Origin of the sequence: Nocardioides sp. GCM10023255 (genome assembly GCF_042653125.1) — a bacterium.
Taxonomy (GTDB): domain Bacteria; phylum Actinomycetota; class Actinomycetes; order Propionibacteriales; family Nocardioidaceae; genus Nocardioides.
This window is the reverse complement of sequence record NZ_JBHSHU010000012.1, coordinates 259,163-283,518: the sequence shown is the minus strand read 5'-3', so window position 1 is coordinate 283,518 and position 24,356 is coordinate 259,163. Positions and strand designations below refer to the sequence as shown.

General features: G+C 71.5%; 26 protein-coding genes and 2 tRNA genes. 17 read left to right on the top strand and 11 right to left on the bottom strand.

All coding sequences use genetic code 11. The features are described 5' to 3' along the window. Positions 1-85 precede the first annotated feature (85 nt). On the top strand, positions 86-1,768 hold the full coding sequence (gene ettA / locus ACFO9I_RS20780; protein ID WP_379184391.1) for an energy-dependent translational throttle protein EttA: 1,683 nt from the start codon (positions 86-88) through the stop codon (positions 1,766-1,768). Positions 1,769-1,919: 151 nt separating this feature from the next. On the opposite strand, the gene ACFO9I_RS20775 is transcribed toward ettA, so the two are convergent. Genes ACFO9I_RS20775 through ACFO9I_RS20765 form a run of 3 tightly spaced genes read right to left on the bottom strand, consistent with a single transcriptional unit; the run spans position 1,920 to position 4,374 of the window. Next, positions 1,920-2,408 carry a MarR family winged helix-turn-helix transcriptional regulator gene (locus ACFO9I_RS20775; protein WP_379184389.1) on the bottom strand — a complete coding sequence of 163 codons (489 nt, stop codon included), beginning with the start codon at positions 2,406-2,408 and terminating at the stop codon, positions 1,920-1,922. Positions 2,409-2,468: 60 nt separating this feature from the next. Next, positions 2,469-3,686, bottom strand: a complete 1,218-nt coding sequence (locus ACFO9I_RS20770) for an acetyl-CoA C-acetyltransferase (protein WP_379184387.1) — start codon at positions 3,684-3,686, stop codon at positions 2,469-2,471. A gap of 34 nt (positions 3,687-3,720) precedes the next feature. Then, complete coding sequence (locus ACFO9I_RS20765) at positions 3,721-4,374, bottom strand: TetR/AcrR family transcriptional regulator (protein WP_379184385.1); 654 nt, start codon at positions 4,372-4,374, stop codon at positions 3,721-3,723. 127 nt (positions 4,375-4,501) lie between these two features. Here ACFO9I_RS20765 and ACFO9I_RS20760 point away from each other — a divergent pair, with 127 nt between their 5' ends. Together ACFO9I_RS20760 and ACFO9I_RS20755 are read left to right on the top strand one after the other, a co-directional pair. Next, the gene (locus ACFO9I_RS20760; protein ID WP_379184383.1) at positions 4,502-4,681 is read left to right on the top strand and encodes a hypothetical protein; all 180 of its coding nucleotides are present in this window, start codon (positions 4,502-4,504) and stop codon (positions 4,679-4,681) included. A 67-nt stretch (positions 4,682-4,748) separates the two neighbouring features. Beyond that, a complete protein-coding gene (locus ACFO9I_RS20755) occupies positions 4,749-5,594 on the top strand; it encodes an acyl-CoA thioesterase (protein WP_379184381.1) in 846 nt (281 codons plus the stop codon). On the opposite strand, the gene ACFO9I_RS20750 is transcribed toward ACFO9I_RS20755, so the two are convergent. The 4 genes from ACFO9I_RS20750 to ACFO9I_RS20735 all read right to left on the bottom strand — a co-directional run bounded on the left by ACFO9I_RS20750 (position 5,561) and on the right by ACFO9I_RS20735 (position 8,015). Beyond that, on the bottom strand, positions 5,561-6,115 hold the full coding sequence (locus ACFO9I_RS20750; protein WP_379184379.1) for an RNA polymerase sigma factor: 555 nt from the start codon (positions 6,113-6,115) through the stop codon (positions 5,561-5,563). The two genes, ACFO9I_RS20755 and ACFO9I_RS20750, sit on opposite strands and share 34 nt — an antisense overlap. After that, positions 6,112-6,807 (bottom strand): hypothetical protein, encoded by a 696-nt coding sequence (locus ACFO9I_RS20745; RefSeq protein WP_379184377.1) that lies wholly within the window; start codon positions 6,805-6,807, stop codon positions 6,112-6,114. Before ACFO9I_RS20745 ends, ACFO9I_RS20750 begins: the two co-directional genes overlap by 4 nt. An 85-nt stretch (positions 6,808-6,892) precedes the next feature. Further along, complete coding sequence (locus ACFO9I_RS20740; RefSeq protein WP_379184375.1) at positions 6,893-7,504, bottom strand: hypothetical protein; 612 nt, start codon at positions 7,502-7,504, stop codon at positions 6,893-6,895. Positions 7,505-7,640: 136 nt separating this feature from the next. Next, entirely contained in the window at positions 7,641-8,015 is a 375-nt protein-coding gene (locus ACFO9I_RS20735; RefSeq protein WP_379184373.1) for a globin, read from the bottom strand. A gap of 88 nt (positions 8,016-8,103) precedes the next feature. Between ACFO9I_RS20735 and ACFO9I_RS20730 the strand changes: the two genes are divergently transcribed. Then, on the top strand, positions 8,104-8,529 hold the full coding sequence (locus tag ACFO9I_RS20730; protein WP_379184371.1) for an OsmC family peroxiredoxin: 426 nt from the start codon (positions 8,104-8,106) through the stop codon (positions 8,527-8,529). A gap of 75 nt (positions 8,530-8,604) precedes the next feature. Here the strand turns inward: ACFO9I_RS20730 and ACFO9I_RS20725 are convergent, their stop codons facing one another. Further along, positions 8,605-9,660 (bottom strand): mechanosensitive ion channel family protein, encoded by a 1,056-nt coding sequence (locus ACFO9I_RS20725; RefSeq protein ID WP_379184369.1) that lies wholly within the window; start codon positions 9,658-9,660, stop codon positions 8,605-8,607. A 112-nt stretch (positions 9,661-9,772) separates the two neighbouring features. On the opposite strand from ACFO9I_RS20725, the gene ACFO9I_RS20720 reads away from it, so the two are divergent. Continuing rightward, complete coding sequence (locus tag ACFO9I_RS20720; RefSeq protein WP_379184367.1) at positions 9,773-10,138, top strand: hypothetical protein; 366 nt, start codon at positions 9,773-9,775, stop codon at positions 10,136-10,138. Then, positions 10,116-10,511 (top strand): DUF5130 family protein, encoded by a 396-nt coding sequence (locus ACFO9I_RS20715; protein ID WP_379184366.1) that lies wholly within the window; start codon positions 10,116-10,118, stop codon positions 10,509-10,511. The genes ACFO9I_RS20720 and ACFO9I_RS20715 overlap by 23 nt, the downstream gene beginning before the upstream one ends. Positions 10,512-10,602: 91 nt before the next feature. Here ACFO9I_RS20715 and pepN read toward each other — a convergent pair whose 3' ends face one another. Further along, positions 10,603-13,161: an aminopeptidase N gene (pepN, locus tag ACFO9I_RS20710; RefSeq protein ID WP_379184364.1), complete on the bottom strand. Its 2,559-nt coding sequence runs from the start codon at positions 13,159-13,161 to the stop codon at positions 10,603-10,605. A gap of 104 nt (positions 13,162-13,265) precedes the next feature. On the opposite strand from pepN, the gene chrA reads away from it, so the two are divergent. The 3 genes from chrA (at position 13,266) to ACFO9I_RS20695 (ending at position 17,066) form a co-directional block, all read left to right on the top strand. Then, positions 13,266-14,618, top strand: a complete 1,353-nt coding sequence (chrA, locus tag ACFO9I_RS20705; protein WP_379184362.1) for a chromate efflux transporter — start codon at positions 13,266-13,268, stop codon at positions 14,616-14,618. A gap of 90 nt (positions 14,619-14,708) precedes the next feature. Then, positions 14,709-15,308 (top strand): DsbA family protein, encoded by a 600-nt coding sequence (locus ACFO9I_RS20700; protein ID WP_379184360.1) that lies wholly within the window; start codon positions 14,709-14,711, stop codon positions 15,306-15,308. 129 nt (positions 15,309-15,437) lie between these two features. After that, positions 15,438-17,066, top strand: coding sequence for a CHAP domain-containing protein (locus ACFO9I_RS20695; protein WP_379184358.1), 1,629 nt, complete (start codon positions 15,438-15,440; stop codon positions 17,064-17,066). 6 nt (positions 17,067-17,072) lie between these two features. On the opposite strand, the gene ACFO9I_RS20690 is transcribed toward ACFO9I_RS20695, so the two are convergent. After that, positions 17,073-17,759 carry a GOLPH3/VPS74 family protein gene (locus tag ACFO9I_RS20690; RefSeq protein WP_379184356.1) on the bottom strand — a complete coding sequence of 229 codons (687 nt, stop codon included), beginning with the start codon at positions 17,757-17,759 and terminating at the stop codon, positions 17,073-17,075. 101 nt (positions 17,760-17,860) lie between these two features. Between ACFO9I_RS20690 and metG the strand changes: the two genes are divergently transcribed. Further along, positions 17,861-19,678, top strand: coding sequence for a methionine--tRNA ligase (gene metG / locus ACFO9I_RS20685; protein ID WP_379184354.1), 1,818 nt, complete (start codon positions 17,861-17,863; stop codon positions 19,676-19,678). A 3-nt stretch (positions 19,679-19,681) separates the two neighbouring features. Here metG and ACFO9I_RS20680 read toward each other — a convergent pair whose 3' ends face one another. After that, on the bottom strand, positions 19,682-20,041 hold the full coding sequence (locus ACFO9I_RS20680; RefSeq protein WP_379184352.1) for a DUF2568 domain-containing protein: 360 nt from the start codon (positions 20,039-20,041) through the stop codon (positions 19,682-19,684). Between the two features lie 33 nt (positions 20,042-20,074). Between ACFO9I_RS20680 and ACFO9I_RS20675 the strand changes: the two genes are divergently transcribed. From ACFO9I_RS20675 to ACFO9I_RS20645, 7 genes are all read left to right on the top strand, one after another. After that, the gene (locus tag ACFO9I_RS20675; protein ID WP_379184351.1) at positions 20,075-20,644 is read left to right on the top strand and encodes a hypothetical protein; all 570 of its coding nucleotides are present in this window, start codon (positions 20,075-20,077) and stop codon (positions 20,642-20,644) included. Between the two features lie 7 nt (positions 20,645-20,651). Continuing rightward, complete coding sequence (locus tag ACFO9I_RS20670; RefSeq protein ID WP_379184349.1) at positions 20,652-21,533, top strand: alpha/beta hydrolase; 882 nt, start codon at positions 20,652-20,654, stop codon at positions 21,531-21,533. A gap of 13 nt (positions 21,534-21,546) precedes the next feature. Then, positions 21,547-22,068 carry a ribose-5-phosphate isomerase gene (locus tag ACFO9I_RS20665; protein WP_379184347.1) on the top strand — a complete coding sequence of 174 codons (522 nt, stop codon included), beginning with the start codon at positions 21,547-21,549 and terminating at the stop codon, positions 22,066-22,068. A 6-nt stretch (positions 22,069-22,074) separates the two neighbouring features. Beyond that, complete coding sequence (locus tag ACFO9I_RS20660; protein WP_379184345.1) at positions 22,075-22,917, top strand: Fpg/Nei family DNA glycosylase; 843 nt, start codon at positions 22,075-22,077, stop codon at positions 22,915-22,917. Between the two features lie 31 nt (positions 22,918-22,948). Next, positions 22,949-24,061 carry a PP2C family protein-serine/threonine phosphatase gene (locus ACFO9I_RS20655; protein ID WP_379184343.1) on the top strand — a complete coding sequence of 371 codons (1,113 nt, stop codon included), beginning with the start codon at positions 22,949-22,951 and terminating at the stop codon, positions 24,059-24,061. A 116-nt stretch (positions 24,062-24,177) separates the two neighbouring features. Beyond that, positions 24,178-24,251: transfer RNA gene (locus tag ACFO9I_RS20650), tRNA-Gly, on the top strand. A 23-nt stretch (positions 24,252-24,274) separates the two neighbouring features. After that, positions 24,275-24,347, top strand: a tRNA-Pro gene (locus ACFO9I_RS20645). The last annotated feature ends 9 nt before the right edge of the window (positions 24,348-24,356 follow it).

Sequence of the window (24,356 nt, the reverse complement as noted above, 5' to 3'; positions counted from 1 at the left end):
CCTCCCCCGTGGAGGCCGTCACCCGTAGAGACGCGGGCACCCCCGAAAGGGTCTCAGACGGGATTGCACCGTAGGCTCAGGGACCATGGCGGAATATGTGTTCACCCTGCGCAACGTGCGCAAGGCCCACGGCGACAAGGTCGTCCTCGACAACGTGACGCTGTCGTTCCTGCACGGCGCGAAGATCGGCGTCGTCGGCCCGAACGGCACCGGCAAGTCCACGCTGCTGAAGATCATGGCGGGCCTCGAGCACGCCAACAACGGCGACGCGATCCTCGATCCCGAGGCCACGGTGGGCATGCTCCAGCAGGAGCCGCCCCTGACCGAGGGCAGGACGGTGCTCGAAAACGTCGAGGAGGCCGTCGGCGAGATCAAGGGCAAGCTCGACCGGTTCAACAAGATCTCCGAGGAGCTCGCGGACCCGGACGCCGACTACGACAAGCTCCTCGCCGAGATGGGCGACCTGCAGACCGACCTCGACCACGCCAACGCGTGGGACCTCGACAGTCGGCTCGACCAGGCGATGGACGCGCTGCGCTGCCCGCCGCCCGACGCGCTCGTCGACAACCTCTCCGGTGGTGAGCGCCGCCGCGTCGCGCTGTGCAAGCTGCTGCTCCAGCAGCCCGACCTGCTGCTCCTCGACGAGCCCACCAACCACCTCGACGCCGAGTCGGTCCAGTGGCTCGAGGGCCACCTCGCGACGTACCCCGGCGCCGTCCTCGCCGTGACCCACGACCGGTACTTCCTCGACAACGTGGCGTCCTGGATCCTCGAGCTCGACCGCGGCCAGGCCCACCCCTACGAGGGCAACTACTCGACCTACCTCGAGACCAAGAAGGACCGTCTCAAGATCGAGGGCCAGAAGGACGCCAAGCGCGCCAAGATGCTCGAGCGCGAGCTCGAGTGGGTGCGCTCGAACCCCAAGGCCCGGCAGGCGAAGAGCAAGTCGCGTCTGGCGCGCTACGAGGAGATGGCGGCCGAGGCCGACCGGATGCGCAAGATCGACACCTCCGAGATCAACATCCCGGCGGGCCCGCGGCTGGGCGACGTCGTCCTCGAGGCGCACGGCCTCGACAAGGGCTTCGGCGACCGCACGCTCATGCACGACCTCTCGTTCACGCTGCCCCGCGCGGGCATCGTGGGTGTCATCGGCCCGAACGGTGTGGGCAAGACGACCCTGTTCCGGATGATCACCGGCCAGGAGGAGCCCGACGGCGGTGAGCTCAAGGTCGGCCAGACGGTCAAGATCTCCTACGTCGACCAGAGCCGCGGCGGCATCGACCCGAACAAGAACGTCTGGGAGGTCGTCTCCGACGGGCTGGACTTCATCAAGGTCGCCAACTTCGAGATGAACTCACGGGCCTACGTCGCGTCGTTCGGCTTCAAGGGCCCCGACCAGCAGAAGAAGGCCGGCGTCCTCTCCGGTGGAGAGCGCAACCGCCTCAACCTCGCGCTGACGCTCAAGATGGGCGGCAACATGCTGCTCCTCGACGAGCCCACCAACGACCTGGACGTCGAGACCCTGTCCTCCCTCGAGGACGCGCTCCTGGAGTTCCCCGGCTGTGCCGTCGTGACCTCCCACGACCGGTGGTTCCTCGACCGCGTCGCCACCCACATCCTCGCGTGGGAGGGCGACGACGAGGACCCGGCCAAGTGGTTCTGGTTCGAGGGCAACTTCGCTGCCTACGAGGAGAACAAGGTCGAGCGGCTCGGCGTCGAGGCGGCCCGTCCGCACCGCGTCACCCACCGCCGCCTGACCCGCGACTGAACACGGTCGAGTCGGCGCAGGCTCGTCGGAGAAACCCGTCGAGTCGGCGCAAGCTCGCCTGAAGAACACGTCGAGTCGGCGCAGAGTCGTGAGTCTCCCTCGCGACTTCGCGCCGACCCGACCGGGATCGGACCGGCGCCGCTGACGCGTCCTACCTGATCTCCATCTCCGGGTGAGCCGAGACCAGGTGGTCGGCCACGGCGTTCATGACGCGTCCGACCGCGGCGAAGTCCTCGGGGGAGACCAGGTCGACGAGGTGGTCGCGCACGCCGTTGACGTGCACAGGCGCGACCCGGACCAGCAGCTCCCAGCCCCGTTCGGTCATCCTCGCCAGGATGCCGCGACCGTCCTCGGGGGAGGTGCAGCGCTCCACGAGACCGGCGTGCTCCATACGGGCGATCGTGTGCGTGACCCGGCTCCGGCTGTGCGCCAGGGCGTCGGCGAGCTGGGCCATCCGCATCTGGCGACCCTCGCGCTCGGAGAGCCGGACCAGGATCTCGTACTCGACCATCGACAGGTCGAAGGCCCGACGCAGGTCGTCGTCGAGGCGGTCGAACAGCAGGGTGGTGCCCAGGACCAGGGCACGCCACGACCGCTGCTGGTCGGTGTCGAGCCAGCGCGGCGTCGGCGTGTCGGTCATGGGCACCACCCTAACGACCCGCGGTCCCCTTCGTGGGGGACCGCCGGCACCGGACGAGTCTCAGCCCAGGCGCTCGAGGATCAGGGCCATGCCCTGGCCGCCGCCCACGCACATCGTGATCAGCCCGGTGGTCTTGTCGTGCCAGTCCAGCGAGTTGAGCATGGTGTTCTGCAGGCGGGCCCCGGTCATGCCGAACGGGTGGCCGACCGCGATGGCGCCGCCGTTGACGTTGAGGCGGTCGATGTCGATGCCGAGGTCCTGGTACGACGGCACCACCTGGGCCGCGAACGCCTCGTTGATCTCGACCAGGTCGATGTCGCCGATGCTCATGCCCGCGTGGGCCAGTGCGCGCCTGGTTGCCTCGACCGGGCCGAGGCCCATGATCTCCGGGGACAGGCCGCTCACGCCGGTGGACACGATGCGGGCGAGAGGGGTGAGCCCCAGCTCGGCAGCCTTCGTGTCGGACATGATCACGACCGCGGCGGCGCCGTCGTTCAGCGGGCAGCAGTTGCCGGCGGTGACCACGCCGTCGGGGCGGAACACCGGCTGCAGCTGGGAGATGGCGTCGTAGGTGACACCGGCGCGGGGGCCGTCGTCGGCGCTGACCACGGTGCCGTCGGGGGCCGTCACCGGCGTGATCTCGCGAGCCCAGAACCCGTCGTTGATGGCCTTCTCGGCGAGGTTCTGCGAGCGCACGCCGAACTCGTCGAGCTCCTCGCGCTTGAGGCCGCGCAGCCGTGCGACGTTCTCCGCGGTCTGGCCCATGGCGATGTAGGCGTCGGGCAGCCGACCGTCCTGGCGCGGGTCGTGCCAGTCCACGCCGCCCTCCGCGGTCTTCGCGGTGCGCGCCTTGGCCTCCTCGAAGAGGGGGTTCTGGGTGTCGGGCCAGTGGTCGGACGTGCCCTTGGCGAAGCGCGAGACGGTCTCGACGCCGGCGGAGACGAAGATGTCGCCCTCCCCGGCCTTGATCGCGTGGAAGGCCATCCGGGTGGTCTGCACCGACGAGGCGCAGTAGCGGGTCACGGTGGCTCCGGGGACGTTGTCCATGCCGTTGAGGACGTTGACGATCCGGCCCATGTTGTTGCCCGACTCGCCGCCGGGGAGACCGCACCCGAGGTAGAGGTCGTCGACCGTGTCGGGGTCCAGGCCCGGGACCTTGTCGAGCGCGGCCTTCACGATCAGCGCGGCGAGGTCGTCGGGCCGGAAGTCCTTCAGTGAGCCCTTGTTCGCGCGACCGATCGGTGAGCGGGCGGCGGAAACGATGACTGCCTCGGGCATGGGAACTCCGTTCGGGAAGGGGGCTGCTGCGCTGTCACCCTAGACGCTGGGGGTGGCCGGGGGACGAGGCGTTCGTCACGTCCCCGTCACGCCCCGACGTGCCTGCGAGGCTGCCCATCAGCAGGCCCAGGGAGCGGGCCAGGAAGTCGCGACGCTCGGCTTCGGGCTTGGACAGACCGGCGAGCAGGATGCCGTCGAACGACGCGCACAGGGTCTCGGCCCGCGCGTCCCCCTGTGCCGGGTCGGCGGCGTTCATGATCCCCGCGACGACGCCGACCAGCTGTGCGCGGGACGCGGTGAGGAGCGCGGCCAGCTCGGCGTCCCGCGGCCCCTCGAGCGTCAGCTCCAGCTTGGCCCGCAGCAGCTCGGGCTCGTCCAGCCAGCGCGCGAAGAGCCCGGTCGTGAGCTCGACGGCCCGGTCGCTGTCGCCGGAGCAGCCGCGCAGCTGCTCCGCGAGCGCGGTCACGTCGTCGGCCAGGGCCCCGACGACGTGCTCGGTCAACGCCGTCTGCAGGGCCCGCCGGGTGCGCAGGTAGGCCGAGCAGCTGCCCTCCGGCAGGCCGGCGCGACGGTCCACGGCCCGGTGCGTGAGCCCGCGGAGCCCGTCATCGGCCACCACGCGCAGCGCGGCATCGAGCAGCTGACGGCGGCGCGGGCTCACCCGCTTGGTCGCGGTGTCGACGGGCATGCGGACCTCTCTGCCGGTGGCGGCGGGGCTGTGACCCGGCACACTACCGGCGCAGTTGGGGAACAACGACGGACGGGAGTACTTTCTACATGTGTAGAGATTCTACAACCGTAGAAGGGATGCCGTCATGATCATCGACCTCAGCTCGTTCACCCCCTGGCTCGTCGGCTTCTTCGTCCTCGCCGCCGTCGCCGGCCTTCTCGCCGTTGCCGCCGTCGCCGACTTCGTGGTCAGCAACCGACGCGTCCGGCTCGCCCAGCGCCAGACCGTCAAGGCCTACTACCGGGGGCTGGCTCTCACCCACTGACCGCGGGCCCGCCGGTGGGCGCCGCGTCTGACAGCATCGGGGCGTGCGCCACGTCTACGAGTGTCCGATGCGTTGGGCCGACCTGGACCTCCTCGGTCACGTCAACAACGTCGTCTACGTCGACTACCTCCAGGAGGCGCGGGTCGACATGCTGCGGACCCACGGGCCCGCCGCGCAGACCGGTGAGCTCGCCGAGGGCGTGGTCGTGGTGCGCCACGAGGTGACCTACCTGGCACCGCTCAAGTTCCGCTTCCGGCCGGTGAAGATCGAGTGCTGGGTCACCGAGGTGCGCGCGGCCTCGTTCACGATGGCCTACGAGATCTTCCACGACGACCCCGAGGACGCGGGAGGCCGCCACGTCTACCTGCGGGCGACCACGGTCCTGACGCCGTACGTCTTCTCGACCGAGCGCCCGCGCCGGTTGACGCCCGTCGAGCGCGAGACCCTCCTGGCGTTCCTGGACCCCTGGGAGAAGGCGCCCCGGCTGCCGCTGGGTCCGGCCCGACGGGACGAGGTCGGCCACTACCCGGTCCACGTGCGCTTCTCCGACGTGGACGTCTACGGGCACGTGAACAACGTGAAGTACTTCGAGTACCTGCAGGAGGCCCGGATCGTGCTGACCGCGCGGCTGTGGCGTGACCTCCCCGAGGGCACCCCGCCGGTCAGCATGGTCGTGGCCCAGACCGACGTGGACTACAAGGTCCCGATCCTCTTCCGCCCCGAGCCGTACGACGTGTGGTCGTGGATCTCGCGGGTGGGGGAGCGGTCGGCGACCATCGAGTCGGTCATCTGCGACGGCGACACCGTGCTCTCCCAGGGACGGGTCACCATCGTGTTCTTCGACCAGGACGCGCAACGCTCGACGCCGCCTCCGGCGGTCTACCGCGAGCGGCTGATGAGCGCGCTGGCCTGATCCTCGGCCCCGCGCAGGCGGCGGAGCCCCCGGTGCCGGGCGACCCGGACCGCGACCGGGCTGATGCCCAGGGCGCGGGCGGTGCTCTCGACGTCGAGCCCGACCACGTCGACGCAGGCCACGACGTCCCTCTCGCGAGGCGGCAGCCCGCGCAGCGCGTGCGCCACCCAGTCGCGCGCGACCAGTGCCGGCTCCGGACCATCGGCCACCTCCCGCTCGGGGACCTCGTCGGTGGGCTGGGTGTCCCGGCGCCTGCTGCGGCGGCGGGAGTTGGCTGCGAGGTTGCGGGCGATGCCGAAGAGCCAGCCGGCGAAGTCCGACGACGTCCCGGTGAAGCCATGGATCTTCTGGGCGGCCGTCAGCCAGGCCTCGGCCGCCAGGTCCTCCGGGGAGATGGCGGCGTCGTCGCTGGGGCGGGTTGCCAGCCAGACCACCAGGCGGCCGGCGTGCGCCCGGTAGAGCTCACCCCAGGCGTGGGTGTCCCCGGTCTTCGCGCGCCCGACCAGCTCGTCGTCGCTCATCCACCCGCCGGCTCGTCGTCGCCAGCGTCACCATCGGTGTCACCTTCGTGGTCCGCGTGGTCGCCGGACTGGTCCTCCGCGTCGTCCTCGTCGCCGTGGTGACCCTCGCCGTCGGGGTGCTCACCGCTCGACCCGGGTTCGTCGGGCTGTCCCTGCGGCTGGCCGGCCTGGCCGTGCTCGGCGTGGTCCGGCCCGGCACTGCCGTGGCCGCCGCTGCCGCCCGGATGTCCAGGCTGCTCCGCGGGGGCGGAGGGTGCCGACCCGGGGAGGTCGGCCGAGCTGTCGTCGGGGGTGCCGGGCTCGGGGACGGTGCTCGTGACGCGACCCGGAGAGGTCGCGAGCCCCTTCCCGTCCTCGGTGGACCGCTCGGACGGTGAGGGCCGGGTGGGCCCGGTGCTGGGGTCCGTGGTGGGGTCGGTGACCTGCCCCGGACGGGTCGCGGGCGGGGCGGGAGGCGCCGGGGACTCGGCGCCGGTGACCGCCGCCGCCACCCAGGCACCGCCTCCGAGCACGGCGGCCACCCCCGCAGCAGCGAGGCCCACGCGCCAGCCGCCGGCGCGCGCCGGGGCGGGGCGCGCCGGGGGAGCGGAGGCGGCGGCGACGGCCGCGAGCCTGGCGACGAAGGCGTCGTCGGGCTCGAGCGTGGGGATGTCGAGCCGCAGGTTGTTCCTGTCGGCTCCGTGGTCGGTCATGTCAGGCCTCGTGGAGATGGGGCAACGCCCCGGCGGTAGCGCGGGGGGATGCTACCGCCGGGACGTCGTTCGTGGGGCGCTCGGGTCAGTCGTCGGAACCCGAGTCGCTGTCGTCGCCGTCGTCCTCGTCCTCGTCGGAGTCGTCGTCCCCGCCCTGCTGGCCGTGGGTGGTGGCGTGCTCGTCCGGGTGGTCGCCGGCGTGCTCGTCCGGGGTGGCGTGCTCGCCCTGGTCGGAGTGGTCGCCGTTGGCGACGGCGTGCTCGTCCGGGTGGTCGCCGGCGTGCTCGTTCGGCGTGGTGCCGGGGTGCTCGGCCGCGTCGTCCGTGCCCTCGGTGTCGTCGCCCTCAGTGTCGTCGCCCTCAGTGTCGTCGCCCGTGGTGTCGTCACCGGTGGTGTCGTGGCCCGCGGTCTCCTCGGTCGAGGTGGAGGTGTCCTCGTCGGTGGCCTCGTCCTCGGTGGACTCGTCGGCCGGGTCCTCGGTGGGCTCGTCGGTGGCCTTGTGCTGGGCACGGGCCTCGGCCGCGCGGGCCTGGCCCTTGGCGGCGTGCTCGTCGACCTGGTGGCCGTTCTTGTTCACGACGGTCGTGGTGTCGTCGCCGCCCGGCGTGGCACCGGTGGCGTAGGCCGCGCCCACGGAGGTGGCGGCGGCGAGGGCGGCACTGGCGGCGATGGCCCGGGCTGCGGTGATCCTGCGCATGGTGGTGACTCCTCGATCGCTCGACTGGTCGGGCGGTGAGGAGCTGCTCCTCGCCGCCGCGGTCACCCGTTTCCTGTCGCCGGACGTGGTCGGCGTTACACGCCACCGGAAAGAATTTTCTCCGGCCCGGTGTGTCTCACTCGAACGTGTTCACCATGAACTGCGCCGCGTGCGTGACGTAGTCCCAGAACTTCGCGTCCTGCTCCGGCGTCAGGTCGACCGCGTCCAGCCCGGCCCGGAAGTGCTGCAACCAGTGGTCCTTCGCCTCCGGGGTCACCGCGAACGGCGCGTGCCGCATCCGCAGCCGGGGGTGGCCGCGGGTCTCGGAGTAGGTCGTCGGGCCGCCCCAGTACTGCACCAGGAAGAGCAGGAAGCGCTCCTCGGCGGGCCCGAGGTCCTCCTCTGGGTACAGCGGGCGGAGCACCTCGTCGCCGGCCACGCCCTCGTAGAAGGTGGCCACGATCCTCCGGAAGGTCTCGAAGCCGCCGATCTCGTCATAGAACGTGGTCACGGGCCCATTGTGCCGAGCGGCCGGTCCGGTCCGTGCATCGGCGTGGAAGACTCGGCGCGTATCGCAGTCGAGTCGAAGCGAGGAACACATGGCAACCACCCGCAAGGCCACCACGCGCTGGGAAGGCAGCCTCTTCGAGGGCGCCGGCAAGGTCACCCTCGAGTCCTCCGGCCTGGGCACGTACGACGTGTCGTGGCCCAGCCGCGCTGAGGAGGCCAACGGCAAGACCAGCCCCGAGGAGCTGATCGCCGCGGCCCACTCCGCCTGCTTCTCCATGGCGCTGTCCAACGGCCTGGCCAAGGAGGGCACCGCACCCACCTCGCTGGACACCAGCGCCGAGGTGGAGTTCACGCCGGGCACCGGGATCACCGGGATCAAGCTCACGGTCCGCGGTGTCGTCGAGGGCATGAGCAACGACGACTTCGTCAAGGCGGCCGAGGCGGCCAAGGAGGGCTGCCCCGTGAGCCAGGCGCTCACCGGCACCACCATCACGCTGGACGCGGCGCTGGTCTGAGCGCAGGGCGCTTCCGAACGAGCAGGAGCCGGGACCCGCAGCTGCGGGTCCCGGCTCCTGTCGTCTCGACGAGCTTCAGCCGGTGGGGGTCGTGGCCCCGGTGGCAGTCTCCGACGCGCCGGCCTCCGCCTGGGCCGCCTTCTCCTCGCGGTGCCAGATGACGCGCTGGGGGAAGGGGATCTCGATGCCCTCGTGGTCGAAGCGGGCCTTGATCCGCTGCCGCAGCTGACGGGCGACGCCCCACTGCTCCATGGGAGCCGTCTTGATGAGCACCCGCAGGGTGACCGAGTCGGGCATCAGCATCTCGACGCCGGTCACCTCCGGCTCCTCGATGATGATGCTCTTGTAGTCCTCGTCCTGCCACAGGTCGTGGGCCACGTCCTTGAGCACGCCCTGGACGCGCACGAGGTCCTCCCCGTAGCCGACGTTCACGTCGACCACGGCGCGGGACCAGTTCTGGCTCATGTTCCCGACACGCAGGATCTCGCCGTTGGGGACGTACCAGACGGTGCCGTTGAGGTCGCGCAGCCGGGTGACCCGCAGGCTGACGGCCTCGATGGTGCCGCTGGCCTCACCGACGTCGACCACGTCGCCGACGCCGTACTGGTCCTCGAAGATCATGAAGATGCCGGACAGGAAGTCCTTGACGAGCGACTGGGCGCCGAAGCCGAGCGCGAGGCCGATGATGCCGGCGCTGGCGATGATCGGGGCGATGTTCACGCCGAGCTCGCTGAGCATCATGGTGCCGATGATCGCGACCAGGACGCCGGTGACGATGCTCTTGAGCAGGTCGCCCATCGTCTTGGCGCGCTGCACGCGCCGGGTCGCGGTGACCATGTCCCGCGCGGTGGGCCGCTCCGCCGCCTTCCCGTGGCGCGTGAACCGGTTGGCGGGCAGCACGCCGCCCTCGGCGCGCGAGACGATGCGGTCGACCAGCCGGTGGAGGACCCAGCGGATGACGAGGCCGAGGACCAGGAGCCCGAGGATCGCCAGGGGTCTGCCGATCAGGACGTCGGAGGCGTTGGCGAGGACCTGGTTGTCGGTCCACCCGTACACCGTGCTGCAGACCTGTTCTCCGTCGGCGCACGGGTCGGTGTTGTCGAGCGAGAGCGTGCTTTCGAGGCCGAACATGCGCCCCAGTATGACCACGTCCGGCAGCCGATTCCGAACCGTGCGCGCCGGTGTGACCCACTCGACGTGGAGGCCCTGGGGGACGGTGCCGGCGAGCCGATATCCTGCTGCCGTGACCACTCCGCTCCAGTCCCTCGTCCGCCGGTCCGTCATCGTCCTGGGCACGGCGACCGCCGTGGCCGTCACCGGCCTGGTGACGGCCGGTCCCGCCGGTGCGGACGTCCCCGAGGGGTGGAGCAACCCCGACGACGTCTCCGCGCTGCACGCCCTGCTGATCCTCGGTGGCATCCCGGTCCTGCTCTTCGTCCTGATCACGCTGGCGGTCTACGTGCCGGCCCTGGTCCGCGGTGAGCGCGTGACCCCGGGCGCCCCCGCCGTGGAGGAGCAGTGGTTCGGCGGCCCGCGCAAGGGCACCGCCGAGCTGGCCGGCCCCGACACCGAGGAGTCGAAGGCCGGTGGCGCAAGTGGCCGCTGGTGAGTTCAGCAGCGCCGAACGGTTCGCGATCGACGAGGCGATCCGCCGCGCCGAGCAGCTGAGCCGCTGCGAGTTCTCCGTCTTCGTCGGTCAGGCCGAGGGTGACCCCCGGGCGTTCGCGACGCAGCTGCACAACTCCCTGGTCGCGCCCACGCGCAGCATCATGATCATGGTCGACCCGGTCGTGCGAGCCCTGGAGATCGTGACGGGCGGCTACGTCCGCCGCACGCTCAACGACGCTGAGGTCGAGCTCGCTGCGCTGGAGATGCGCAGCCGGTTCGCCGAGGGTGACCTCGTCGGGGGCCTCAAGCGCGGCATCGAGATGCTCGCGGAGCACGCGAAGGCCCCGCAGACGCTGCACAGCTCGGAGGGCTGAGCAGAAGCCGACGAGCGCCGGACCGGCGCTCCACCACGTACGACGAAGGCCCCCGCCGAGTGGCGGGGGCCTTCGTCGTGGTCGGGCCGGCTCAGCCCTGGGCGTCCTTGGCCTGTGCGGCCAGGGCACGGGCCACGTCGGCCCGGCCCTCGCGCACGTAGCGCTTCGCCGCGGGGTTGGCGGGCGAGCTCTCGAGCCAGGCGTCGACCCGGTCGAGGAGCTCCTGGCTGGCCAGCGGCCGCGGGAAGATGAACTCCAGCGCGGTGGAGGCACGCTGGGTGCCCTTCTCCTCCCACATGGTGTCGGCGGCCTCGAGGTACTTCTCGACGTACGGCGCGAGGACCTCGTCCTGGCCGTGCACCTGGAAGGCCAGCACCACGCTGCGCTGGGTCTCGTTGGCGACGTCGTCGCGGACCATCGCGATCTCCCACGCCTCGGCCTTGGCCTCGGCGGTCGGGCGCAGCGCGCGGGCGGCCGCGGCGTGCTCCTGGCCGGAGATCGTGTTGTCGCGCTCGAGCTCCGCGGCGATCCGGTCGGCGTCGGCGCGGCCGTTGCGGGCGAGCCCGTTCAGCAGCGTCCAGCGCAGGTCGGTGTCGATCGCGAGGCCCTCGAAGGTCAGCGTCCCGTCGAGCAGCGCCTCGAGGTCGCGCAGGGCGGCGTCGCTGTGCGCCGCACCGGCGAAGGCGCGGGCGAAGGAGAGCTGGTGGTCGCTGCCGGCCTCGGCGTTCTCGAGCAGGGTGCGCAGCCCCTGCTCCCAGGTCGCCCGCAGGGTGGCCCGGTTGCCGGGAGCGCTGAACGAGCTCACCGCCTGGGCGGCGTACCCGGGGATCCGGCTGACGCCGAAGGCGTCGCTCTCGCTGCCGATGCCCGAGAGCACCAGGGCGACGAAGTCGGTCGCGCTCATCTCCGCGTCGCGGGTCATGTCCCAGGCGGCGCCCCAGCACAGCGCCCGGGCGAGCGCGTCGTCGAGGGTCGAGATGCCGCCGATGACCGTGGCCAGCGAGCGCTCGTCGAGGCGGATCTTGGCGTAGGCGAGGTCGCCCTCGTTGAGCAGCAGGAGGTCGGGCTGCTGCTGGCCGACCAGGTCGGCGACGTCGGTCAGCTCGCCCTCGACGTCGGTCTCGAGCGACGTACGCCGCACCAGGCGGCCGTCGACCGCGTCATAGAGGCCGATGCCGAGGCGGTGGCGGCGCAGCGTCGGCTGGTCCGAGGCGGCGGTCTGACGGACCGCGAACGAGGTGTAGCGGCCGTCGGCGTCAAGCTCGAACTCGGGGGAGAGGGTGTTCACGCCCGCGGTCTGCAGCCACTCCTGGGCCCACGACTGGAGCTCCCGGCCGGAGGCCTTCTCGAGCGCGGCCAGCAGGTCCTTGAACTCGGAGTTCGAGAACGCGAAGTCCTTGAAGTAGCCCCGGATGCCCTCGACGAAGTTGTCGAGCCCGACCCAGGCCACCAGCTGCTTGAGCACAGAGGCGCCCTTGGCGTAGGTGATGCCGTCGAAGTTGACCTCGACCGCCCGCAGGTCGACGTTGTCGGCCGCGATGGGGTGGGTGCTGGGCAGCTGGTCCTGGCGGTAGGCCCAGTTCTTGCGGGCGTTGGTGAAGCCGACCCACGACTCGGTGAACTCGGTGGCCTCGACGGCCGCGTGGTAGCAGGCCCACTCGGCGAACGACTCGTTGAGCCAGAGGTCGTCCCACCACTTCATGGTCACCAGGTCGCCGAACCACATGTGCGCCATCTCGTGGAGGATGACCTCGGCGCGGAACTCGTAGAACGAGCGGTCCTGACGGCTGCGGGGGAGGTACTCGTCGCGCAGCGTCACGCAGCCGGCGTTCTCCATCGCGCCCATGTTGTACTCCGGCACGTACAGCTGGTCGTACTTGCCGAACGGGTAGGGGAAGTCGAAGAGCTCCTCGAAGAACTCGAAGCCCTGACGGGTGAGCTTGACCAGCTCCTCGACGTCCATGTGCTCGACGAGCGACTGGCGGCAGTAGTGGCCCAGCGGGATGTCGCCGTGCTTGCCCTCGTAGGTGTCGAGGACCTCGTGGTACTCACCGGCGACGATCGCGGTGATGTAGGTCGACATCGGCTTGGTCTCGGGGAACTCCCACACCGCCTTGCCGCTCTGCCCCTCGCCGGCCAGCTCGCGCGGCGCGGGGGTGGGGGCGTTCGAGACGACCTTCCAGTGGCTCGGCGCGGTCACCCGGAAGGTGAAGGGAGCCTTGAGGTCGGGCTGCTCGAAGGTCGTGTAGACGCGGCGGGCGTCCGGCACCTCGAACTGCGAGTACAGGTAGACGCGGTCGTCGGCGGGGTCCACGAAGCGGTGCAGGCCCTCACCCGTGCGGGAGTACGTGCAGTCCGCGCGCACGACGAGCTCGTTCTCGGCGGCGAGGCCGGAGAGCGCGATCCGGCTGTCGGCGTACGCCGTGGCGGGATCGATCTGCTCGCCGTTGAGCGTGATCTCGTGGATGGTGGCGTCGACGAGGTCCGCGAACGTGGAGGAGCCGGGCTCGCGGCACGTGAAGCGGATCGTGGTGGTCGAGCCGAAGGTCTTCTCGCCGGTCGTGAGGTCCAGGTCGATGGAGTACGACGTGACGTCCAGGAGGGCGGCGCGGGTGGCGGCCTCGTCCCGGGTGAGGTTGGTTCCAGGCATGTCTCGCATCCTCTCACCGGGTCCGGTGCCGAAGAGAAATCGTTATCTTCGCCACCCCGGGACTTACTCAACCCGTTCACTGCACTTTCGGGGATGATGGGCGGGTGAACCGGGTGGGAGACGTCGTGCCGCTGCGCGAGGCGACGAGGGCGTGGCTGCTCATCAGCCTGCAGAGCTTCGGCGGCCCGGCCGGACAGATCGCGGTGATGCAGCGGTCGCTCGTCGATGAGCGTCGGTGGATCGGGGAGCGCCGGTTCCTGCACGCGCTCAGCTACTGCATGCTGCTGCCCGGCCCCGAGGCGACGCAGCTCGCGATCTACGTCGGCTGGCTCCTCAACGGCTGGGTCGGGGGAGTGGTCGCGGGGGTGCTGTTCGTGCTGCCCGGCGTGGTCGCGCTGCTCGCCCTGTCCTGGGCCTACGTGGCCCACGGGGACTCGGCCGTGGTCGCCGGCCTCTTCCTCGGGCTCGCGCCCGCCGTGGTGGCGGTCGTCGTGCAGGCCGTGGTCCGGATCTCGCGCCGCGCCCTGCGCCACCGGGCGCTGGCCTGGCTGGCCGTGGCCGCGTTCCTCCTCCTGGCGGTGCTCGGCTGGCCGTTCCCCGTCGTGATCATCGGGGCGGGCGCGGCCGGCTGGGCGCTGGGGCGGTGGCGGCCGGGGGTGATGGCCCGCCCGGCGCTGCCGGCGGTGGAGGGCGAGGTCCCTCCGCTGGTCCCGGACGACGCGCTGCACCGGGCGAGCCCCTCGGCCAGGAGGAACGTCGCCGTGCTGGCCGTCGGGCTGGTGCTGTGGGTGGCGCCGGTGGCGCTGGCCTGGGTGATCGCTTCGGGCTCTAGGACGGTCTTCACCGACCAGGGCGTGTTTTTCGGGGGGATGGCGCTGGTCACCTTCGGTGGTGCCTACGCGGTGCTGTCCTACGTCGCGCAGGCCGCAGTGGGCACCTTCGGCTGGCTCTCGGCGGGGGAGATGGTCCGGGGGCTGGCGCTCGCGGAGAGCACGCCCGGCCCGCTGATCATGGTCGTCCAGTTCGTCGCGTTCCTCGGCGCCTACCGCGACCCCGGCTCCCTCGACCCGTGGGTGGCGGCGGTCCTCGCCTCGCTGCTCGTGGTCTGGGTGACGTTCGTGCCCTGCTTCCTCTTTATCTTCCTCGGCGCGCCGTACGTCGAGCGGCTGCGCGAGAGCACGGCCCTCTCTGCCGCCCTGACCGGTGTCACCGCCGCGGTGGTGGGGGTCATCGCGAACCTCGCGGTCTACTTCGCGGTGCACACTCTCTTCTCGCGCACCACGACGCTCTCCGCGGGCCCGGTGGAGCTGGTGCTGCCCGTGTGGTCGTCGTACGTCTGGCCGTCGTTCGTCGTCCTGGCGGTGGCGCTGGTGCTGGTGTTCGTGCGCGAGTGGTCGGTCCTGCGCACGCTGGGCGTGTGCGCCCTGCTGGGGCTGGCGCTCTCCACCGTGTCCTGACCCGTCCATGGCCCGTCCGGGTCAGGTGGGCGGACGGGTTCATGGCCCCATTGGGGGAATCAGGGAGCCGCGACCGGCGTTGGGACAGTCATGACCAATGCCGACTTCTGGTTCGACCCGCGCTGCCCGTTCGCCTGGATCACCTCCCGCTGGATCCTCGAGGTGGAGAAGGTCCGTGACATCGACGTCACGTGGCACGTCATGAGCCTGGCCTACCTCAACCAGGACAAGGACATCCCAGATTCCTACCGGGAGATGCTCGCCGACGCCTGGGGTCCGGTGCGGGTGTGCATGGCCGCCGAGCAGCTGCACGGCAAGGACGCGCTCCTCCCGCTCTACACCGCGCTCGGCACCCGGCTCCACAACGAGCAGCAGGCGCAGTCGCGCGACCTGGTCGTCGCCGCCCTCGAGGAAGCCGGTCTCCCGGTGAGCCTCGCGGACGCGATGGACGACCCGTCGTACGACGAGGACATCAAGAAGTCCCACCACCTCGGCATGGACCAGGTCGGCGAGGAGGTCGGGACCCCCACCATCGCCTTCGAGGGCACGGCCTTCTTCGGCCCGGTGATGACCTCGATCCCGAAGGGCGAGGACGCGGGACGGATCTGGGACGCGGCCGTCGAGCTGGCCCGCCACCCCTACTTCTTCGAGCTCAAGCGCACCCGCAACCTGCCCCTCGACTTCAGCTGAGACGCGTCGTACGGTGGACAGGAGACGACTCGTGAGGCGTCTCCTGTCACACCTGTACCGTTGGTAACGGTTCGGTAAAGATCGAAACTCGCCGGCGTGTCGCTTGACGCCGGGCCCTAGGTTCCCCTCGTGCGCATCGTCTGGGGAGTCCTGCGGTCGCGGGTGAGACTGGTCCTGGTCACGCTCGCCCTGGTGCTGTCCCCACTGGCCCTGCCCGCGGCGCCGGCGAACGCCGACTACGTCTCCCTGTGCACCGGCTACTCCGCCTGCAAGGCGGCGGGCTACCCCAACGCCGGCTACGCGGCCAACGCCAGCCACATGTACTGGCGGATGTACGGCGGCCACAACTGCACCAACTACGCCGCCTACCGCATGGTCAAGGCCGGCATGCCCGACACCCGTCCCTGGTCCGGGAGCGGCAACGCCTCCAACTGGGGCCACGCGATGGCCTACCTGACCGACGACACCCCGATGGTCGGCTCGATCGCCTGGTGGGACGGCGGGGTCTACCCGGTCGGCAGCAACGGGCACGTCGCCTACGTCGAGGAGGTGATCTCCGACAGCGAGATCATCATCTCCGACGACAACTGGGGCGGCGACTTCCACTGGCACCGGGTGACCAGGTCGCGGGGCTGGCCCAGCGGCTTCATCCACTTCCGCGACGTGGCGCTGCGCAACAAGCAGGCGCCGACCACCACGGGCACCCCGCAGGTCGGAGAGACGCTCAGCGCGACGCCGGGCACGTGGTCGGCCAAGCCGGAGAGCTACACCTACCAGTGGTTCGCCGACGGGCAGGCGATCAGCGGCGCCACGGAGCAGACGTTCGCGCTCGGCGCCGGCCGCCTCGGCCAGAAGATCTCCGTCCAGGTCGCGGCGACCGCGCCGGGCCTCGCTCCCGCCATCGCGACCTCGGCGCAGACCGCCGCGGTGGCGCCTGGCGTGATCACGCCGGTGGCCGAGCCGGTCATCTCCGGCGACCCGCAGGTGGGCTCCCTGCTCAGCGTCAGCAAGGGGAGCTGGGACCCGGGCTCGACCACCAAGACGGTGCAGTGGCGGGCCGACGGGAAGCCGATCGCCGGCGCCACCGGCTGGTCGCTCGAGCTGGGCCAGGAGCAGGCGGGTGCCGTCGTGACGGCCGACGTCACGGCCAGCCGCAAGGGGTACGACCCGGCCACGGTCAGCTCGGCGCCCACCGAGTCAGTGCTCGGCGGCGAGGTGCGGCTGACCGCGCCGTTCACGCTCGCGGGGCAGCCGACCCTCGGCGTCCCCGTCGAGGTCGTGCCGGGCACCTACCAGCCGGCCGGCGCGTCGGTCACCTACACCTGGCTGCGCGACGGCGTGGAGATCGCGGGCGCCCACGGGCCGTCGTACACCCCCGTGGAGGGTGACGTGGGTCGGCAGCTGTCGGTGCGCGCGGACCTGGCCCAGTCGGGCTGGAAGCCGGTCTCCCAGACGACCGACCCGACCGCCCCCGTGCACTCCGTGCCCCGGCTCCAGGTCTCGGTGACGGGCCTGCGCCAGCGCGCCGAGGTGCTCGTCGCGGTGACTGCCCCGGGGGTCGAGACGGTCCGCGGGCAGGTGACGGTGCGGGTCGGGGCGCAGACGCTGACCGTCCGCCTGCGCGACGGGATGCGCCGGGTCGTGGTGCGCGACCTGCACGGCGGGACGAAGAAGTACGTCGTCAGCTACCTCGGCAAGGGAGTCGTGGACGCGGGCTCTCGCGAGGGCACCGTCGAGATCCTCAAGAAGTCGGGCTGAGCCGGCTCAACCCGAACCGCTCGCGCCGGCGGCGACCGCCCCGGCGGCGATCGCCGCCGTGATCGCGGCCGTGGCCGCCTGGATCGCGTCGCGGACCGCCTTCGCCGCCCAGGCCCCCTCGGCGACCTCCTTCGCGCGCCTGCGGACCTCGCGCGAGGACACGCCGGGGTGGTCGACCACCTTGTGCGCCCGGTCGATGGCGGCGAGCAGGGCGACCAGTGCCGCGGTGCGCTCGTCGGGCCGGGCGCCCTGGACGAGGACCGCCGTCAGCGCCGCACGCACCCGCAGCTCGGGACCGGCGTCGCGGGTCGGCCAGCGCTTGCGGGGGAAGAGGCCCAGCGCGCGGCTGTCGTGCCGCTCGAGGATGCCGCGCTCGACGAGGCGTGCGGCCAGCCGGCCGCGCAGCCCCTTGCCGAGGCGCACCACGAGGTCCTGGGCCGGGCGCTGCTTCTCGGCAACCGTCGCCAGGGCCTCGGCCAGGAGCGGGTCCTCCACCCGGGCCGCGGCCACGGGCAGCACCCGCGCGCTGCGCCAGACACTCGTCTTCTCGGGCACCGTGACCGCGCCGAGCAGCGCGAGCTCGGTCAGCAGGGCGCCGCCCAGCGCGGTGTCGGCGTACGACGAGGCGGACAGCGTGCCCTTCTCGTCGTCCAGCAGGAGCAGCAGCAGGTCCTCGGCGATCAGCGTCCCCATGCTCCCGACGCTATCCCGGTCCGGTGCCCGCGGCAGGGGTCGTCGGTCCACGGCGTCATCCGGGTCGAGCGCGTCACGGCACGACTCCTAGGATTCAGCCCATGAGTCGAGTCCTGTCCGCAGTCGCCTGGCCGTACGCGAACGGCCCGCGCCACATCGGCCACGTGGCCGGTTTCGGTGTGCCCTCCGACGTCTTCAGTCGGTACATGCGGATGACGGGCCACGACGTCCTCATGGTCTCGGGCACCGACGAGCACGGCACCCCCATCCTGGTCGCCGCCGACAAGGAGGGCGTGTCCGCCCGTGAGCTGGCGGACCGGAACAACGCGATCATCGTCCAGGACCTGTTCGACCTCGGGCTCTCCTACGACCTGTTCACCCGGACCACCACCGGCAACCACTACAACGTGGTGCAGGAGCTGTTCCGGACCGTCCACCGCAACGGCTACATGGTGGAGCAGACGACCTTCGGTGCGATCAGCCCCTCCAGCGGTCGCACGCTGCCCGACCGCTACATCGAGGGCACCTGCCCGATCTGCGGCTACAAGGAGGCCCGCGGCGACCAGTGCGACAACTGCGGCAACCAGCTCGACGCCACCGACCTGATCGAGCCCCGGTCCAAGATCAACGGCGAGACGCCGGAGTTCATCGAGACCCAGCACTGCTTCCTCGACCTGCCGGCCCTGGCCGACGCCCTGGGGGAGTGGCTCGACGGGCGGGAGGCGTCGGGGACCTGGCGCCCCAACGTCATCAAGTTCTCCCAGAACATCCTCGAGGAGATCCGGCCGCGGGCGATGACCCGCGACATCGACTGGGGCATCCCGGTGCCCGGCTGGGAGGACCAGCCGACCAAGCGGCTCTACGTCTGGTTCGACGCGGTCATCGGCTACCTCTCGGCCTCGATCGAGTGGGCCCGCCGGCTCGCCCGGACCGATGGGGGGAGTCCCGAGCGCTGGCGCGACTGGTGGAACGACCCGGAGGCCCTGTCCTACTACTTCATGGGCAAGGACAACATCGTCTTCCACAGCCAGATCTGGCCGGCCGAGCTCCTGGCGTACGACGGGCGCGGCACCCGCGGCGGCGAGCCGGGGGTCTACGGCGACCTGAACCTGCCGACCGAGGTGGTGTCCTCCGAGTTCCTCACGATGGGGGACCAGCAGTTCTCCTCCAGCCGGGGCCACGTCATCTACGTCGGCGACTTCGTGTCCCGCTACGGTCCGGACGCCCTGCGCTACTACATCTGCGCCGCGGGCCCCGAGACGTCGGACGCCGCGTTCACCTGGTCGGACTTCGTGACCCGCAACAACTCCGAGCTGGTCGCGGGCTGGGGCAACCTGGTCAACCGCACGGCGACCATGATCGCCAAGAGCTTCGGCGAGATCCCGGCCGCGGGCGCCCTCGAGCCGGTGGACGAGGCGCTGCTGGCCACCGTGCGCGCCGGGTTCGACGCGGTGGGCGGCCTGATCGGCCGGCACCGGCTGCGGGCGGCGACCGCGGAGGCGATGCGGGTCGTCGGCGAGGTGAACAAGTACCTCACCGTCACCGAGCCCTACAAGATGAAGGACGAGTCGCAGCGCGAGCGGCTCGGGACGGTGCTGCACGTCGCCGCCCAGTGCGTGCTCGACTGCAACACGATCCTCGCGCCGTTCCTGCCGCACGCCGCCAACCAGGTCTGGACGACGTTCGGGGGCAAGGGCGAGCTGATGCCGATGCCGCGCATCGAGCAGGTCGACGAGCTCGACCCGGAGCAGGGGGCCGGGCTGCAGTCCTACCCGGTGATCACCGGCGACTACTCCGCGACGCCGGCCTGGGCGTCGCGCCCGGTCGAGGTCGGCACCCCGATGGAGAAGCCGACGCCGATCTTCCGCAAGCTCGACCCGTCCGTGGTGGAGGAGGAGCTGGCCCGCCTCGGCGGCTGATGGTCACCGCGGTCGTGCGCCGCCCTGCTCGGGCAGGTCCCTGACAGCGGGCAGCTGCGCCAGACCGTTGACGACGACGGAGAACACCAGCAGCGCCAGCGCCCAGCCGGCGTGCCCGGCGTCCCACAGGGCCAGCGAGGCGAGGCCGAGGACGAGTGTCTTGACGACCGGCCGCACCACGCCACCGCCGTACGCCGCCTTGGGCGAGGCGAACAGGAACCACGCCGCCATCGCCAGCAGCGGGAGCAGCCAGACCAGCAGCCAGCGCGGGGAGGCCTGCCAGCCCCAGGTCCCGAAGGCCGCCATCGCGAGCAGCTCGTCGAGGAACACCAGCGCGAGCACCGACCAGCCGAAGACCACCACGTTCCCATCATCGCGGTCAGTAGGGTTCCGGCCATGAACGCCGCCATGTACCTGCCCACGTTCTACGTCCGGCAGAAGTTCGCCATGATGACGAACCGCTACGAGATCGTCGCCGCCAACCCCGACGGCAGCCCGGGCCAGCTGATGGGCCTGGCGGAGCAGAAGAAGATGGCGCTCAAGGATCAGGTGACGTTCTGGTCCGACGAGTCCAAGACACGGCCGGTCTTCTCGTTCAAGGCACGTGCGGTCATGGACCTCAGCTCCGGCTACGACATCTACGACGAGTCCGGCCAGCAGATCGGCTTCTTCCGCAAGGACTTCGCCGCCAGCCTGATGCGCTCGACCTTCCACGTCGAGGGCGCCGGCTTCACCGGCACCGGCCAGGAGCGCAGCCAGCTGGTGGCGGTGCTGCGCCGCTTCGCCGACCTCGACTTCCTGCCCATCCACTTCGACTACGCCGACCCCGAGGGCCGTCCCCTGCTCGCGGTCGAGCGCCGGGCGACCATGCGCGACCACTACACCGTCCACGTGCCCGACCAGCGCGTGGACTTCCGGGTCGCCGCCGCGGTCGCGGTGGCCATGGACGTGCTGATGGGACGGTGACGGGACGGTGCTGAGCCCGCAGGCCCGCGCCGCCCTCGCGGCCGTGGCCGGGCAGACGCCGGTGCACGACCCGTCCTTCGACATCGACGCCGACCGCGCCGCCTCCCGGGCCGCAGCCGCGCAGCAGCCGAAGGAACCGGTCGCGTCGGTGCGTGACGTCGACGCCGACGGCGTGCCCTGCCGGCTGTACGTGCCCGAGGGCGCCCACGGCGTGGTCGTGCTCCTCCACGGCGGTGGCTTCGTCTTCCACGACGTCGACGTGTACGACGCCCCCGCGCGCCGGCTCGCGAACCGGTCGGGGGCGGCCGTCCTCAGCGTCGACTACCGCCGGCCTCCCGAGCACCGGTTCCCCGCGGCCCCGGACGACGTCGACACCGCGATCGCCTGGCTGGACGCCCATCGGGAGCAGGAGGGCCTGCGCGGCCCGGTCTTCGTGCACGGCGACAGCGCGGGCGCGAACCTCGCGCTCGTGGCCGCGCTGCGCAACCCCGGCAGGTTCGCCGCCGTCGTGCTGGTCTACCCGTTCCTCGACCCCGAGGCCGGCTACGACTCCTACCGGACCGAGGCGCACGGCATGGACGCGGCCGAGGGTGACTGGTACTGGCAGCAGTACGCCGCGTCCGAGGCCGACCTGCGCCACCCGGACCTCGCGCCGCTGCGCTCGGACCGCCTGCACACGCTTCCTCCGACCCTCGTGGTCACCGGTGAGCACGACCCGTTGCGCGACGAGGGGGAGCGGCTCGCCGCCGAGCTCGCGGAGCTCGGTGTGGACGTGGTCGGCACCCGCTACCTCGGTCAGGTGCACGGCTTCTGGCGGCACTTCCAGGTGTTCCCACAGGCCGAGGCGCTGACCAGGCAGGTGGCCGGATTCCTCCGGACCCACCTCTGAGAGGATGCGGGCCATGCGCGTGCACCTCGGCTCCGACCATGCCGGCCTCGACCTCAAGGACCACCTGCTCACCTGGCTCGTCGACCACGGCTACGAGGTCGTGGACCACGGCCCCTTCGTCTACGACGCCCTCGACGACTACCCGGTCTTCTGCCTCCGCGCCGCCGAGGCAGTCGCCGCGGAGCAGGCCGAGGGCCTCGACAGCCTCGGCGTGGTGATCGGCGGGTCTGGCAACGGCGAGCAGATCGCGGCCAACAAGGTCATCGGTGTCCGGTCGGCCCTGGTCTGGTCGGAGGAGACCGCCGTGCTCGCGCGCGAGCACAACGACGCCAACGTGGTCTCGGTCGGCGGCCGCCTGCACTCCCTCGAGGAGATGACCCGGTTCGTCGAGGTCTTCCTGGGCACCCCGTTCAGCGGCGAGGAGCGCCACGTGCGCCGGATCGGCCAGCTCGCCTCCTACGAGACGACCCGCGAGCTGCCGCCGCTGCCGGACTCCGCGCTGCAGGGGCCGGCCGCCCCCGCGGACGGCGCCTGAGCAGACGTGCCCGAGGGACACACCCTCCACCGGCTGGCCGGTGAGCTGTCGACCGCCTTCGGCGGCCGCGTGGTCCGGGCCGGCAGCCCCCAGGGCCGGTTCGAGGACTCCGCGGCGCTGATCGACGGCCACGTGCTCGAGGGAGCCGAAGCGTGGGGGAAGCACCTGTTCGTGGCGTTCCCCGCCGACCGGTTCGTGCACGTGCACCTGGGTCTCTACGGCCACTTCGACGTGCACACCGCGGTCACCGAGGTGCCGCTCCCGGTGGGCCAGGTCCGGCTGCGGCTGGTCGCGGCCGACGGGGACGCGTACGCCGACCTGCGGGGCGCCACGACCTGCGAGCTGGTCACCCGCGCGCAGCGGGACGCCGTCGTCGAGCGCTCGGGTCCCGACCCGATCCGGCCGGACACGAGCTGGCGGCCGGCCTGGGACCGGATCCGGCGCAGCCGGGCGCCCGTCGGCGGCCTGCTGATGGACCAGTCCGTGATCGCCGGTGTCGGCAACGTCTACCGGGCCGAGCTGTTGTTCCGGCACCGGATGCACCCGCTGCGTCCCGGCAACACCCTGCGGGTCGGGCAGTTCGAGGCGATGTGGGACGACCTGGTCGTCCTCATGGCCGAGGGGGTGCGCACCGGACGCATCGACACCGTCCGACCGGAGCACACGCCGGAGGCGATGGGGCGGTCGCCGCGCGTCGACGACCACGGCGGCGAGGTCTACGTCTACCGCCGGACCGGCCAGCCGTGCCACGTGTGCGGCGCCGCGATCCGCACCGAGGAGCTGCTCGGCCGGAATCTGTTCTGGTGCCCGCGTTGTCAGCCTCGGTTCCGCTCGCGAGCCGTACAGTGAATCGACCCGAACGACCGAGGACCGAGGACCGATGACCGCTCTGCGCGAGACCAGCCCGCCGGCTCGACCGGCGCGGTCCTCGAGCGCGCGCCGGGCCTGGACGAACGTGTGGCGTCGTGGAGGTCCCCGCCAGAACCGCGAGATCGTGTCCCTGGTGGTCGGCACCATCCTCGTCGCGGCCGCCATCATCACCTGGCCGATGGTGATGCCGCTGAGCGCGCTGATCGTGCCGCTGCTGCTCGGGAGCCTCCTCCTCGGCCCCCGCCAGCTGCCCTGGTTCGTGGTGTTCGTGCTGGTCATGCTGATGCTGACCCTCGGCCGGCAGAGCCCGATCACGCCGCGCACCGTCGCCGCGGTCGCCATCTTGTTCCTGCTCAGCTTCATCATCCTGCTGACCAGCTTCCGCCGGTCCCGTCTCGGGGTCGCAGGCGCGCTGGGGGAGTCGATGCTGGTCGACCTCCGCGACCGGATCCTGGGCCAGGGCGGCATCCCGGAGCTGCCCGAGGGGTGGTACGCCGAGTCCGCCCTGAGGTCCGCCGGAGGGACGCCGTTCGCCGGTGACTTCATCGTGGCCACCGGCGCCCGGGACGGGAACCGCCTCGAGGTCGCGCTGGTCGACGTCTCCGGGAAGGGCGAGGACGCGGGCACCCGCGCCCTGCTCCTCTCGGGCGCCTTCGGGGGCCTGCTCACCGCGCTGCCCTCCGAACGGTTCCTGCCGTCCGCGAACGACTACCTGCTGCGCCAGCAGTGGGATGAAGGTTTCGCCACGGCGATCCACCTCTCCCTCGACCTGGTGACCGGCGCCTTCGAGATCCGCACCGCGGGCCACCCGCCGGCCGTGCAGCTCGCCGCCGGATCGGGTCGTTGGACCGTCCTCGAGACCACCGGTCCCGTGCTGGGGCTGATCGAGGACGCGGAGTTCCCCTCCGTGTCGCGGACGCTGCGCCACGGCGACGCGCTCATGCTCTACACCGACGGCATGGTGGAGACCCGCAGCCGCGACATCGGGCTGGGCATCGACCGGATGGTCGGCCAGGCCGAGCGGCTGCTGCGCGGCACCTTCGACGGGGGAGCCGCCCGGCTGGTGGACACGCTCGGCTCCCAGAACGACGACCGGGCGCTGTTGCTGGTCCACCGGCGCTGAGCGCCGGACCGGCCGGCCGCCCGCCGGGTGCGCCTCGGTTGGGGAGCTCGGGGCGCCGTGTGGCACGATGACACCCGCGGACTCCCACCCCACACCCGTCGGGTGGATCTGCGCGCGCGGATGTAGCTCAATGGTAGAGCCCCAGTCTTCCAAACTGGCTACGCGGGTTCGATTCCCGTCATCCGCTCCAAGGAGCCTCTCGGGGCAACTTGGCGGGGCGTAGCGTAGTGGCTAGCGCGCCTGCTTTGGGAGCAGGAGATCGCAGGTTCGAGTCCTGTCGCCCCGACGCACAACC

Coding starts and splice junctions, on each gene's coding strand:
- ACFO9I_RS20745 (WP_379184377.1), bottom strand. CDS start 6,807: ATGACCGACCACGGAGCCGACAGGAACAACCTGCGGCTCGACATCCCC.
- ACFO9I_RS20775 (WP_379184389.1), bottom strand. CDS start 2,408: ATGACCGACACGCCGACGCCGCGCTGGCTCGACACCGACCAGCAGCGG.
- ACFO9I_RS20765 (WP_379184385.1), bottom strand. CDS start 4,374: ATGCCCGTCGACACCGCGACCAAGCGGGTGAGCCCGCGCCGCCGTCAG.
- ACFO9I_RS20655 (WP_379184343.1), top strand. CDS start 22,949: ATGACCGCTCTGCGCGAGACCAGCCCGCCGGCTCGACCGGCGCGGTCC.
- ACFO9I_RS20725 (WP_379184369.1), bottom strand. CDS start 9,660: ATGTTCGGCCTCGAAAGCACGCTCTCGCTCGACAACACCGACCCGTGC.
- ACFO9I_RS20675 (WP_379184351.1), top strand. CDS start 20,075: ATGAACGCCGCCATGTACCTGCCCACGTTCTACGTCCGGCAGAAGTTC.
- ACFO9I_RS20770 (WP_379184387.1), bottom strand. CDS start 3,686: ATGCCCGAGGCAGTCATCGTTTCCGCCGCCCGCTCACCGATCGGTCGC.
- ACFO9I_RS20760 (WP_379184383.1), top strand. CDS start 4,502: ATGATCATCGACCTCAGCTCGTTCACCCCCTGGCTCGTCGGCTTCTTC.
- ettA (WP_379184391.1), top strand. CDS start 86: ATGGCGGAATATGTGTTCACCCTGCGCAACGTGCGCAAGGCCCACGGC.
- ACFO9I_RS20755 (WP_379184381.1), top strand. CDS start 4,749: ATGCGTTGGGCCGACCTGGACCTCCTCGGTCACGTCAACAACGTCGTC.
- pepN (WP_379184364.1), bottom strand. CDS start 13,161: ATGCCTGGAACCAACCTCACCCGGGACGAGGCCGCCACCCGCGCCGCC.
- ACFO9I_RS20740 (WP_379184375.1), bottom strand. CDS start 7,504: ATGCGCAGGATCACCGCAGCCCGGGCCATCGCCGCCAGTGCCGCCCTC.
- metG (WP_379184354.1), top strand. CDS start 17,861: ATGAGTCGAGTCCTGTCCGCAGTCGCCTGGCCGTACGCGAACGGCCCG.
- ACFO9I_RS20665 (WP_379184347.1), top strand. CDS start 21,547: ATGCGCGTGCACCTCGGCTCCGACCATGCCGGCCTCGACCTCAAGGAC.
- ACFO9I_RS20730 (WP_379184371.1), top strand. CDS start 8,104: ATGGCAACCACCCGCAAGGCCACCACGCGCTGGGAAGGCAGCCTCTTC.
- ACFO9I_RS20690 (WP_379184356.1), bottom strand. CDS start 17,759: ATGGGGACGCTGATCGCCGAGGACCTGCTGCTGCTCCTGCTGGACGAC.
- ACFO9I_RS20700 (WP_379184360.1), top strand. CDS start 14,709: ATGACCAATGCCGACTTCTGGTTCGACCCGCGCTGCCCGTTCGCCTGG.
- ACFO9I_RS20750 (WP_379184379.1), bottom strand. CDS start 6,115: ATGAGCGACGACGAGCTGGTCGGGCGCGCGAAGACCGGGGACACCCAC.